At 60.3% G+C, this 11,746-nt stretch carries 10 protein-coding genes and 1 other RNA gene; 6 read left to right on the top strand and 5 right to left on the bottom strand.

Translation table 11 applies throughout. The features are described from left to right. Positions 1-61 precede the first annotated feature (61 nt). Together AF71_RS18915 and gnd are read right to left on the bottom strand one after the other, a co-directional pair. A complete protein-coding gene (locus tag AF71_RS18915) occupies positions 62-2,035 on the bottom strand; it encodes a mechanosensitive ion channel family protein (protein ID WP_246733735.1) in 1,974 nt (657 codons plus the stop codon). Positions 2,036-2,323: 288 nt separating this feature from the next. Further along, positions 2,324-3,343, bottom strand: coding sequence for a phosphogluconate dehydrogenase (NAD(+)-dependent, decarboxylating) (gnd, locus tag AF71_RS18910; RefSeq protein WP_018858858.1), 1,020 nt, complete (start codon positions 3,341-3,343; stop codon positions 2,324-2,326). 534 nt (positions 3,344-3,877) lie between these two features. On the opposite strand from gnd, the gene AF71_RS18905 reads away from it, so the two are divergent. Beyond that, the gene (locus AF71_RS18905) at positions 3,878-4,114 is read left to right on the top strand and encodes a hypothetical protein (RefSeq protein ID WP_169682593.1); all 237 of its coding nucleotides are present in this window, start codon (positions 3,878-3,880) and stop codon (positions 4,112-4,114) included. Between the two features lie 478 nt (positions 4,115-4,592). On the opposite strand, the gene ssrS is transcribed toward AF71_RS18905, so the two are convergent. The 3 genes from ssrS to AF71_RS18890 form a co-directional block, all read right to left on the bottom strand. Then, a non-coding RNA gene (gene ssrS, locus AF71_RS18900) (6S RNA) lies at positions 4,593-4,751 on the bottom strand. Positions 4,752-4,810: 59 nt separating this feature from the next. Beyond that, positions 4,811-5,188 (bottom strand): cell division protein ZapA, encoded by a 378-nt coding sequence (locus AF71_RS18895; RefSeq protein ID WP_018858861.1) that lies wholly within the window; start codon positions 5,186-5,188, stop codon positions 4,811-4,813. A 13-nt stretch (positions 5,189-5,201) separates the two neighbouring features. Continuing rightward, on the bottom strand, positions 5,202-5,474 hold the full coding sequence (locus tag AF71_RS18890; protein ID WP_025660886.1) for a DUF4164 domain-containing protein: 273 nt from the start codon (positions 5,472-5,474) through the stop codon (positions 5,202-5,204). 335 nt (positions 5,475-5,809) lie between these two features. Between AF71_RS18890 and tkt the strand changes: the two genes are divergently transcribed. The 5 genes from tkt (at position 5,810) to AF71_RS18870 (ending at position 11,715) form a co-directional block, all read left to right on the top strand. Next, on the top strand, positions 5,810-7,783 hold the full coding sequence (gene tkt, locus AF71_RS18885; RefSeq protein ID WP_018858862.1) for a transketolase: 1,974 nt from the start codon (positions 5,810-5,812) through the stop codon (positions 7,781-7,783). 61 nt (positions 7,784-7,844) lie between these two features. Continuing rightward, complete coding sequence (gap, locus tag AF71_RS18880; RefSeq protein WP_169682591.1) at positions 7,845-8,855, top strand: type I glyceraldehyde-3-phosphate dehydrogenase; 1,011 nt, start codon at positions 7,845-7,847, stop codon at positions 8,853-8,855. Between the two features lie 133 nt (positions 8,856-8,988). Next, the gene (locus AF71_RS32145; RefSeq protein WP_018858864.1) at positions 8,989-9,117 is read left to right on the top strand and encodes a hypothetical protein; all 129 of its coding nucleotides are present in this window, start codon (positions 8,989-8,991) and stop codon (positions 9,115-9,117) included. Between the two features lie 92 nt (positions 9,118-9,209). Continuing rightward, entirely contained in the window at positions 9,210-9,530 is a 321-nt protein-coding gene (locus AF71_RS18875) for a hypothetical protein (protein WP_018858865.1), read from the top strand. 334 nt (positions 9,531-9,864) lie between these two features. Then, the gene (locus AF71_RS18870; protein WP_018858866.1) at positions 9,865-11,715 is read left to right on the top strand and encodes a potassium/proton antiporter; all 1,851 of its coding nucleotides are present in this window, start codon (positions 9,865-9,867) and stop codon (positions 11,713-11,715) included. Positions 11,716-11,746 lie beyond the last annotated feature (31 nt).

The following is an 11,746-nucleotide window of genomic DNA, read 5'->3' as shown; positions in this document are numbered from 1 at the left end:
GTTGGAGCGGCAAAAAAGCACTGAACGAGGCTAGCCCGCTCCGATAAGCGAGTCCCGGATGCTACGCCGCGGGCTCATCTGAATTCGAGCGTTGCGAAAGATGGCGGGCGGCGGCTGCATGCGCCTCGGACTCGTGCCCTTCGCTCGAAACCTGCACCGTCGGCACAGCAAACTCGATGCCGTTTTCCTTGAAGGCGTTGCGGATCATGGCCAGGGCATTGCGTCGGATGACGAATTGCTCGCCGGGCTTGGTCATCATTGCCAGCCGGATGACAATCGCGAACTCGCCGAACTGTTCCACGCCCTTCATCTTCAGCGTCTCGATGATGTGCGGACTGTAGTCGGGATTATCCAGCAGTTGCTGTCCGATCTGCTTGATCACCTTCTTCGCCTTCACGAGGTCGGTGTCGTAGGTGACGTTCAGGGTAATCTTGTCGATCGTCCAGTCTCGGTTGAGGTTCCTGACCGCGCCGAGTTCGCCGAACGGCACCGTCGTCAGCGGCCCGCGGTGATGCCTCAGCCGCACCGAGCGCAGGCTGAAGGCTTCAACAACGCCCTTGTGGCTACCGCTCTCGATATACTCGCCGACACGGAAGGCATCGTCCCAAAGATAGAACATGCCGCTGATGACATCCTTCACGATGGTCTGTGCGCCGAAGCCCACGGCGACGCCGACCACGCCGGCACCGGCGATCAGCGGGCCAATTTCGACCCCGAGGCCCGACAGCACCATCAGTACAGCAATGACAGCAATGACCACGGCGAGGATATTGCGGAAGATCGGCAACAATGTCTGCAGGCGGGCGCGGCTGGCTTTTTCCTCATCCGTTATCGCGCCTTCGATCCTGGAGTCATCGAGCTTGCCGTTGATGTATGCGCGCGCCAGGTGCCACAACAGATCGGCAGCGAGCAGGATGACGATGCCGCCGATCGCGCCACGGGCAAGCCGATCGAGCATGGTCTCGCCGGCGGCCATGCGATCGGCCGCAAGCCCGATCATGCGGCCAAGCCAGAAAGCCGCGGCCGTGATGATAAGGGCTCGAACGCCACGGTCGAGAAGCACAGTCGCAATCCGGCGCCCGGCGAGAAAGCCCGCCTCGGCCTGGTGCAGGGAACGAACGGCCAGCGTTGCAACCGAGAGAGCACGCGGCAGGAGCACGGCATAGATCCCGAGCCAGAGCAGCAGGTTGAACCCTGAAACCCAGAGAAGCCAAAGGAAAGCGAAATAGAGCGTCAGCCCCCAGGAAACGGTGAAGCTGCGATGCTCTCCCTCCTCCACCGGACGGTGCCAGATCGCCTCCACTGCGATGGCGAAGAGCCCGATGCCGAGAATGTAGCCGACAAAGTAGCGCGCGCCCTCGGAAAAGCCGAGCGGCACCATCAGTTGGATCACCGCCCAGCCGAATGCGAAGTAGATCGCGAAGGTCGCGCAACGCCGGAACCAGAAAAGCCCCCTGGCGCGCGAAATCTGGCGCTCGCCATCCGCACGCGGCAAGGTAACGAGGGCGACCAGGAGCCGCCCGAGCGCGACGGTAAAGCGGGCGACGATGAGTGCGACTGCAATCGCGATGGCCATGGACCGCGTGATCGGAGGCCAGTTGAAAGCGAGCAAAGGCACCAGTGTCGCCATCGCAAAAACGATTGCGGGAACGACGCGATAAAGCAGATTTGCCGCAGCGTGGTGGGCAACGGTGACGACCTCGTCGTCGGTCCGTCGGATTCGCGGTTTCGGCACGATAAGACGGAACAGCAGCTCGACAATCGCTCCGGTGAGAAAAAGGGCAATGACCTCCGTCGTAATCAGCAGCCAGCCCGTCGGCGCGACCTCGCGTTCGACGACTTCAGACGCGGTCTCGACTTCGCCGGGAAACTCCATCGCCGCCCCGGAGACCATTTCGACATGGCGGCGCGCATGACCGACGAGTTCGGAGAGCGCCGACATTTCGCCGGCCTCCGTCAGGGTGGCTGTCGGCGCCGCCTTCATTTGCGTCGCCATCCACTCCTTCACCTGTGGCGTTTGCATCAGCTCGAGCATCTGCCGAACTTCCGCCGGCGGTTGAGCCGCACTAGTCGTGGGCGTGGAAGGCGGCGACGGCGGGTTGGCGGTCTGAGCCGCGGCGCTCGTGGCCACGGCGAGGGCGAATGCCATCGATATCAGTAGTTGCATCATGCCACGCGCGCCCCATTGCCAGACCCGTGATCCCTTGCCCTAAATGCAATCTCTCGACAATGTATCCCGTTGTATAGACAATATATCCCGCTGTATAAAAGGAAAGCCCGCACAGGCGGCGCTGCGCGGGCTTGGAAAACGAAAAGTTTCAGCCTAGCCCTTTGGCTTCTCGACGTGACCGCCGAAGCCCGCACGCATGGCCGACAGCACCTTGTTGGCGAACTCGTCGTTGTCGCGCGAGGAGAAGCGACCATGAAGCGCCGCACTGAGCACCGGCGTCGGGACGCTTTCATCGATCGCCGCCATGATCGTCCAGCGGCCCTCGCCGGAATCGGAAACACGGCCGGCATACTTGGTGAGGACCGGATCGACATGCAGCGCGTCGGCCGTCAGGTCGAGCAGCCAGGAGGTGATGACGCTCCCGCGACGCCACACTTCGGCAATATCAGGCAAGTTGAAATCGTAACGATAGTGTTCGGGATGCGCCAAAGGCGCAGTTTCGGCATCGACCGCATGCGTGGCCGCACCGACATTGGCATGTTTCAGAATATTCAGGCCTTCGGCATAGGCGGCCATCAGGCCATACTCGATGCCGTTGTGCACCATCTTGACGAAATGACCGGCGCCATGCGGACCGCAATGAAGATACCCTTGCTCGGCCGTGCTTTCCGGATGAGCAGTGCGCCCCTCTGAAGGAGCAATGACTCCCTGTCCCGGCGCCAGAGACGCGAAGATGGGCGACAGCGACTGGACGATTCCTTTCTCGCCCCCGATCATCAGGCAATAACCGCGTTCCAGGCCGAAAACGCCGCCGCTGGTACCGACGTCAACGTAGTGAATGCCCTTGGTGATGAGCTCGGCACCTCGCCGGATATCGTCGTGATAGTAGGAATTGCCGCCGTCGATGATGATGTCGTCGTCGTGCAGCAACGGCAGAAGCTGGGCGATGACCTTGTCCGTGATCGCCGCCGGCAGCATCAGCCAAACCGCGCGCGGGCGCGACAGCTTCGAAACAAACTCCTCGAGAGAGGCGCTGCCGACAGCGCCCTTGCCGACGAGATCAGCAACGCTTTCAGGCCTCGCGTCGTAGACGACGCATTCATGGCCATCGCGCATCAATCGCTGGACCATGTAGTTGCCCATGCGGCCCAAACCCACCATGCCAAGCTGCATCTCGAGTCTCCTGGAAATTAAATCGATAAGATGCGGAAACTAGCACTCGCAATACAGCAAGCAAGAGAAGTCTCTGTCACATTCGGAGCAACCGACAGGCATTGTCGTCGGCGGACCGCGGTCCGCCTATTCCATCGAGAATCTTCAATAGCGGATCACCGGAAAGCATTTCAGGATAGACAGCGTCTACCACAACCGCATACCATCATAACGGGCCATATTGTAATGTTCGTTCAATAGTTGTGATTCTGCGCTAACTGTGGCAATCTTTACTTTCAAAGTGCTCCTGGGGAATTGTGGGGTCTGAGCGATGAAGTCTGCTGCCTTGCTGATCGGATTATGCCTCTATCCGGACAGCCTCATGGCGCAGTCATGTCCGCCGCTGGTCGTCTACCAGATGCAAATGCAGGGCGTCCCACCGCAGGGTCCGCGCGCGTGCGTCACGCAGTTTGGAATATGCCCGGGCTTCGGTCCGCCCTCCGCCTACTGCACCTGCAACGTCTATGGGCCCGGTCCAGGGAATACTTCAGTGAGGTGAGGGACATCGATCTGATCAAACTAAAGGAACTTATAGATCAACCGGAACACGCGACGATCACTGCCGAGAAATACGGCCCGTTTTTCTTCGCACTCGTCTTCATGTGTGTTATTCCGACCGGTCTCGTCTTCTTGTATCGATACCTGTTCTCCTCGACGAGCAACAGCGAGATCAAGAAGGGGCTCTACACCGATTTCGGATCTATTTTCATGTCGCAGTGGCGTGCGGAGTAATCTGCACCGTTCTCAGCACTGCTTGGTGGATCTATGCGAGTTATCGCTACAACGAACAGAGCCGCGAAGCCTTTGAGGGCCTGCGAAGCAACATTACCGCGCAGGAAACAGCTATAAACAATATGAAGAAAGAAGATGCGCTCCAAAGCTAAACCGCGATTGGCAGCATCGAGGATAATCCAGACCCCGATCTGCAATTCGACAACGTTTTGTTCGACCGCAAATCTACTTCACCAAATCGCCTTACGGAAGGAACAGCTGGATTTTTCTGATCATATCGAAAACGCCGCTAGTGGATCAGCAGATCAATAACTTCATGATCAAGCGACAGACGGCGGCCATGACCCCACCTGATTACTTATACGCCAGACTTCGCCTGGGACCTGGGGCCGGGATCGGGATGTACAAGATTGAGAAAGCAGACGGAAAGATATCCATCGTGCCCCAACAGCAGTAAGCGTGTACGGATTTTTGGGAAGTGCGATCCACGACAACCGATGGATGTTTACGATCCTGGGCGCCTACAAACGTAGGTGGGCACCGTGTGTCCAGGCCCACGAGCCTGGTCAGGGACAGCTCCCTTTGGATCGAGTATGGCCCCAGGGATTGTGGTTCCTGTCGAGAGGCGCAGACCGCACTCCGCTATATAAGGCCGATTTGGGCGCTGCGCCAGAGGGCCGGCGACGCCGCCCCTATTTAATTGAGTTCGGCGGGCGCACGGCCGTTCAGCTTGTCGGTGATGCTGCGGATACGGCTCGTCACCTCACCCAAGGCCGCCGCAAGGCCCTCCTCGGTGCGGGCGTTTGCCGCGAGAACGCTATCACTGCTGTTCCGCAACGAATCGAGTTCGGATTCAAGCCCGGCGACGCGGCGGGTGAGCTCCGAAATTTCGTCCATGACCATGATGCCAGCCATGACGGTGATGCGGAGGTCACCGATTTCGCCGAACTGCCCCTTGAGGTGCCCGACATAATTGTCGAAGCGCGTCGCGAGGTCCGTCAGGTGGTCTTCCTGACCCTCCTCGCAGGCCATGCGATAGGCCTTGCCGTCGATCGTTACCGTTACCTGCGCCATGTATCGCGCCTTTCTATCGGTCCAGAACCGCGCGGATCGTCTCCATGGCCGTCACCAGCCGCCGCGAGACCTCGCGATTGACTTCCTCGAGCCGGTTCGCACGGAATTCGGCCTGGTCCAGTTCCTGGGCAAGCTTCGAGCGATCGGCATGAATACGACGTACCTCGCCTTCGATTTCGCCCTGCTCCCGCTGGTGCTCGATGCGCATCTCGACTGCGTTTTCAAGCCCGGAGATGGCTTGCCTGAGCTCGTTGAGTGCTGCTTCCATTTTGCCTGTAGGCGTCATGTCTCTACCGGTTCCCCGCACAAGACCCGCGAATCGGCGCCCGAGACCGATCCAGTATTTCCAAAAGGATACGCACCTCGCCAACGGCACGTCAATAAAGCTGGCCCTGCGGCTGCAGACCTATTCTGTGGATGACGAAAATCAACTGCCGCCTCAGCGCCTATTCAACTTTTGTAAAAATCGATGATCAAATGTCTAAAATCGATTGGAGAGGCCTCCGGAGGGCCTTCCATTTGTTGACTTGGCCGTTCCAACTGCTATGTGTCACCCGCTCTCATTGATGGTCTCCACAGGCTCGAGGCCATCCCCCGACACCCGGAACCCGTGGAATAGCCATGACCTCTCCTGAACAAAACGACCGGATGGCAAATGCGATCCGTTTCCTCGCCATGGATGCAGTCGAAAAGGCAAATTCGGGGCATCCCGGCATGCCGATGGGCATGGCTGACGTAGCGACGATTCTCTTTACGAAGTATCTGCGGTTCGACCCGAAGAAGCCGCATTGGCCGAACCGCGACCGCTTCGTGCTGTCGGCCGGCCACGGCTCGATGCTGCTTTACTCACTGCTCTATTTGACCGGCTACCCCGACATGACGATCGAGGACCTGAAGCAGTTCCGCCAGCTCGGTTCGAAGACCGCCGGCCATCCCGAATACGGTCATGCGACCGGCATCGAAACGACGACCGGCCCGCTCGGCCAGGGCATTGCCAATGCCGTCGGCATGGCGATCGCCGAACGCAAGCTGCGCGACGAGTTCGGCTCTGAGCTTCAGGACCACTACACCTATGCCATCTGCGGCGACGGCTGCCTGATGGAAGGCATCAGCCACGAGGCGATCGCACTTGCCGGTCATCTGAAGCTGAACAAGCTCGTTCTCTTCTGGGATAACAACTCGATCACCATCGACGGCGCCGTCTCCCTGTCGGATTCCACCGATCAGGTTGCTCGCTTCAAGGCTGTTCATTGGAACACGATCGAAATCGACGGCCACGACCAGGCTGCCATTGCCGCCGCCATCGAAGCCGCTCACAAGTCCGACCGTCCGACCTTCATCGCCTGCAAGACGATCATCGGCTTCGGCGCTCCGAACAAACAGGGCACTCATAAGGTTCACGGCAACCCGCTCGGCGCCGATGAAATCGCGGCGACCCGCAAGGCGCTGAACTGGGAATACGAACCCTTCGTCGTTCCTTCCGACGTTCTCGACGCATGGCGCGCAGCCGGCAGCCGCTCGGTCGAAACAGTCAAGACCTGGGAAGACGGCCTCGCCAAGTCCGCGCACAAGGCTGAGTTCACCCGCCGCTTCGCCGGCGACCTGCCGGAAGGCTTCGACGCCGCGATCAGCGCCTACAAGAAGAAGCTGATCGAAACCAAGCCGACGATTGCCACCCGCAAGGCATCGGAAGACGCGCTTGAGGTCATCAACGGCTTCCTGCCGGAAACGCTGGGCGGCTCCGCCGACCTGACGCCGTCGAACAATACCAAGACCAGCCAGATGCATTCGATCACGCCGACCGATTTCGCCGGGCGCTACATGCACTGGGGAATCCGCGAGCACGGCATGGCTTCGGCCATGAATGGTGTCGCGCTGCACGGCGGCCTTATCCCCTACGGCGGCGGCTTCCTGATCTTCTCGGACTATTGCCGACCGCCGATCCGCCTGGCCGCCCTCATGGGCATCCGCGTTGTCCACGTCCTAACGCACGACTCGATCGGCGTCGGTGAAGACGGCCCGACGCACCAGCCGGTCGAGCAGATCGCCGGCCTGCGCGCCGTTCCGAATCTACGGGTCTTCCGCCCGGCAGACCCGACTGAAACTGCCGAATGCTGGCAGATCGCCGTCAAGTCGAAGACACACCCGTCCGCGCTCGCGCTGACCCGCCAGAACCTGACGCCAGTGCGTACCGAGTACAGCGAAAAGAACCTTTGCGAACTCGGCGCCTACACGCTCGCCGGCAAAGCCGACGCCAAGGTGACGATCTTCGCTTCCGGCTCTGAAGTCGAGCTCGCCGTTGCCGCCCGTGCAACGCTCGAAGCCAAGGGCGTCAGCGTCCGTGTCGTTTCCGTTCCCTGCACCGAACTGTTCTTTGAGCAGCCGGAAGCATACCGCAAGGAAGTCATCGGCAACTCGCCAGTCAAGATCGCCGTGGAAGCCGCCGTCCGCGAAGGCTGGGATGCCTTCATCGGTCCGGAAGGCACGTTCGTCGGCATGAAGGGCTTCGGCGCGTCCGGTCCGGCAAAGAAGGTATTCGAGCATTTCGGCATCACCGCGGACGCCGTGGTCGCTGCCGCAGAAGCAAACCTCTAAGAGTGCGCTTCGGCGCTCTCCAACTCAATCCGCAAGCCCCATCTCTAGGGAGTGAATGCACATGACTGTAAAGGTTGCCATCAACGGCTTCGGCCGCATCGGCCGTAACGTTCTCCGCGCTATCGTCGAATCCGGCCGCACCGACATTGAAGTCGTTGCCATCAACGACCTCGGCCCGGTCGAGACCAACGCCCATCTGCTGCGCTACGACTCCATCCACGGCAAGTTCCCGGCCGAGGTGAAGGTCGAGGGCGACACGATCACTGTTGGCGGCGGCAAGCCGATCAAGGTGACCGCGATCAAGGACCCGGCAACGCTGCCGCACAAGGAACTCGGCGTCGACATCGCGATGGAATGCACCGGCATCTTCACCGCCCGCGACAAGGCTGCCGCGCACCTGACGGCCGGCGCAAAGCGCGTCATCGTTTCGGCTCCTGCCGACGGCGCCGACCTGACCGTCGTTTTCGGCGTCAACCATGAGCAGCTCACCAAGGAGCATCTAGTCATCTCCAACGCATCCTGCACGACGAACTGCCTCGTGCCTGTTGTGAAGGTTCTCGATGACGCGGTCGGCATCGACCACGGCTTCATGACCACCATCCACTCCTACACCGGCGACCAGCCGACCCTCGACACCATGCACAAGGACCTGTACCGTGCCCGCGCCGCAGCCCTGTCCATGATCCCGACGTCGACGGGCGCCGCCAAGGCCGTTGGCCTCGTCCTTCCGCATCTGAAGGGCAAGCTTGACGGTACGTCGATCCGCGTTCCGACCCCGAACGTCTCGGTCGTCGACTTCAAATTCGTTGCCAAGAAGGCCACGACCGTCGGCGAAATCAACGAAGCGATCAAGGCTGCCGCAAACGGCAAGCTGAAGGGCATCCTCGGCTACACTGACGAGCCGCTCGTTTCCCGTGACTTCAACCACGACAGCCACTCCTCGATCTTCGCAACGGATCAGACGAAGGTCATGGAAGGCAACTTCGTGCGCGTCCTGTCCTGGTACGACAACGAGTGGGGCTTCTCCAGCCGCATGTCTGATACGGCTGTCGCTTTCGCAAAGCTCATCTAAGAGCGTCCCGACATGAATCGTCGAAAGCGGCTCGGGCGACCGGGCCGCTTTTCTTTTGAAGCCAAACTGACTAGCGTCATAGAGACAAGATAATGCCGGATGTTGGCTGGCGGACTCATCCATGAGAATTCTCATGACAATCATCGTTCTGCTCATGATTGCGAGCGTGCTGAGTCTCAGCCTTGTTGGCGGGCGCAACTCGAAGCAGATCGCCGAAGGGCAGCCGTTAATGGCGTCCACACGCGTCATGGGACCTCGATAGTCCGTTTGCCCGAACGATTAGACTGGCGCGCCGCAGCCGATCACCGTACTGTCCATCGAAGCTGGACGGCACAGAAGCGAAAGAGAATTTTGATGGACTACTTTACGATCGAGATCGGCGGACAGGCGATCGCAAGCTTTCGCTCCGAGAATGCCGATGATGCCGAGAATTTCTTCGAGGCCGAGGATTTCCGCGAGGATCTGACGGTTCTGCAATCGCAGGGCAAGCCGGTCTGGGACGGCGTCACGGAACTCAAGCTGCGCAAGGCGACCGCCGAAGAGGCAAGCGAAGTCGAGCACGCCTATGAGTTCGACGATGATCCGGAGCGAACGATTGACGATGAATTTGTCGTCTTTCTGATCCCGATTTCCGACATCGTCGATGACGAGGACGATGAGGACGAAGACGCCTGAGCAGCGCGATCGGGCAAGAAGCCGACGGTGCGCTTCTCCATGACCGCTCATTGATTGAGAGGAAACGCGCGAGAGCGCAACTTCTGCCCTCCTATCGCCCGATTTGCTCATACACTCGATTCATGCTCCTTCGTGAGCACTCACCCGGTTTTGCCGTCAGGCACGCCAAAACAGCAGCATGAAGCCGCAAAACAGCACGGGTCGACCGCAAGGCCTACCCATCCTGTTTGTTTTGCCGTTTACTCATAGCGGGCTTGAGTGACCACGAAAGGGCGATTGGATGGACTGCGGGACCGGGGGCGGTCTGCATTGAATTGCGGGTAAGGGGACAGGCATGGAAGCGTTTTATATCGTCGTACTGGTATCGACGACGCTCGTGCTTCTCGCCGCATTCTCCAGCCTGCTCGCCTTCCGCTTCGGCGCCCCGCTCCTCCTGCTCTTCCTCGCGATCGGCCTGCTTGCTGGATCTGATGGCCTCGGGATCCAGTTCAGCAACAATTATCTGGCCTACTTCCTCGGCTCCATCGCGCTTGCCGTCATCCTGTTCGACTCCGGTTTCGGAACGCCGGTCCAAGCCTTCAAGCTTGCGGCGATACCCTCTCTGACGCTCGCCTCGGTCGGCGTTCTGATAACAGCGGCACTCATTGGTGTTGCCGCCATGTGGCTGCTGAACTTCACGTGGCTGGAAGGCCTGCTGCTCGGCTCGATCGTCTCCTCCACCGACGCTGCCGCCGTCTTCTTCCTGCTGCGCATCGGCGGCATCAATATTCGTGACAAGGTGCGCTCAACACTGGAGGTTGAATCGGGAACCAACGACCCGATGGCGATCTTCCTGACCATCGCCCTCGTAGAGATCCTTGCCAGCGGCGAGCGCTATCACGGCATCAACATCGGTATGCTCGCCATGTTCGTGCAGGAGATGGGCCTCGGCGTCATCCTCGGCCTGCTCGGCGGCATGATGATCTCGCTGATCGTCAGCCAGCTGGAAACCGATCGCGGCCTGACCCCGATATTCGTGCTGGCCCTGGCGCTGCTGGTCTTTTCGGCGACGGGCGCGGTCGGCGGCAGCGGCTTCCTTGCCGTCTATGTCGCCGGCATCTACGCGGGCAATCGCAAGCTGCAAGGCCATGCCTCTATCAAGCGCTTCCAGAGCGGCATGACCTGGCTTGCCCAGATCATTATGTTCCTGGTCTTGGGACTGCTTGCGATGCCGTCGCAGTTTCCGGCGATTGCCGTTCCCGCCGTGCTGCTCGCCCTGTTCCTGATCTTCATCGCGCGCCCGCTCGCCATCTGGCTCTCGTTGCTCCCCTTCGACTATACGCAGCGGGAGATCGGCTTTGTCGCGTGGGTCGGCTTGCGCGGCGCCGTTTCGATCCTGCTCGCCATCATGCCCATTCTCGGCGGCTTGGAGAACAGCCAGATCTATTTCAACACCGCCTTCATCATCGTGCTCGTCTCGCTTCTCGTACAGGGCTGGACGATCAAGCCGGTCGCCAAGAAGCTGGGGCTCATCATCCCGCCGCGCATGGGTGCCGTCGACAAGGTCGAAGTCGATCTGCCGGGTGCGGCAAACCACGAGCTCCTCTCCTACCGTGTTATCAAGGACAGCCCGGTGCTTCGCGGCGAACGCATCCCGCGCTGGGCGACGCCGTCGCTCGTCATCCGCGACGGCAAGTCGATGCGTTATCAGTATGCGGGCCGGCTACGCGAGAACGACCTCGTCTATCTGTTCGTCGTGCCGTCCTACTCGCGGCTGCTCGACAAGCTCTTTGCCAGCCGCGCGCCGGTGGAAGAGGATGACGCCGATTTCTTCGGCGCATTCGCGCTGTCGCCCGCCCGGCCAGCGGCCGATCTCGACGCCGCCTATGGCCCCGGCCTGCTGAACGAATCCGAGAAAGGGCTGACGATCGCCGAACTGATGAAGCATCGTCTGGGCGGCAAGGCGGATTATGCGGACCGGGTCCGTCTCGGCTCGATCATTCTCATCGTCCGCGATCTCGATGATCAGGACCACATCACCTCGGTCGGCATGTCGCTGGAGGCTGTAGAGCCCGCCACCACCCTGCCGATCTTCCTCAATTTGCACGACATCATCGATCGCATCCGCGACCGCATCAAAGGTCGCAGAAGCCGGGAAGCAGCGGCTGCGGCGGCATCAGCCAAGGGCGATCAAAACCCGCAATGAGCGCCTTGCGTCTGCGATCATCCTTGCTATG

It is taken from the genome of Rhizobium sp. 57MFTsu3.2, from assembly GCF_012932765.1.
GTDB lineage: Bacteria > Pseudomonadota > Alphaproteobacteria > Rhizobiales > Rhizobiaceae > Rhizobium > Rhizobium altiplani.
This window is presented reverse-complemented; position numbering and strand designations above follow the sequence as displayed.

What these genes read in the sequence shown, in the direction of transcription:
- AF71_RS18915 (WP_246733735.1), bottom strand. Translation starts at nt 2,035, where the DNA reads ATGCTCGAGCTGATGCAAACGCCACAGGTGAAGGAGTGGATGGCGACG.
- gnd (WP_018858858.1), bottom strand. Translation starts at nt 3,343, where the DNA reads ATGCAGCTTGGCATGGTGGGTTTGGGCCGCATGGGCAACTACATGGTC.
- AF71_RS18895 (WP_018858861.1), bottom strand. Translation starts at nt 5,188, where the DNA reads ATGGCGCAGGTAACGGTAACGATCGACGGCAAGGCCTATCGCATGGCC.
- AF71_RS18890 (WP_025660886.1), bottom strand. Translation starts at nt 5,474, where the DNA reads ATGACGCCTACAGGCAAAATGGAAGCAGCACTCAACGAGCTCAGGCAA.
- tkt (WP_018858862.1), top strand. Translation starts at nt 5,810, where the DNA reads ATGACCTCTCCTGAACAAAACGACCGGATGGCAAATGCGATCCGTTTC.
- gap (WP_169682591.1), top strand. Translation starts at nt 7,845, where the DNA reads ATGACTGTAAAGGTTGCCATCAACGGCTTCGGCCGCATCGGCCGTAAC.
- AF71_RS32145 (WP_018858864.1), top strand. Translation starts at nt 8,989, where the DNA reads ATGACAATCATCGTTCTGCTCATGATTGCGAGCGTGCTGAGTCTCAGC.
- AF71_RS18875 (WP_018858865.1), top strand. Translation starts at nt 9,210, where the DNA reads ATGGACTACTTTACGATCGAGATCGGCGGACAGGCGATCGCAAGCTTT.
- AF71_RS18870 (WP_018858866.1), top strand. Translation starts at nt 9,865, where the DNA reads ATGGAAGCGTTTTATATCGTCGTACTGGTATCGACGACGCTCGTGCTT.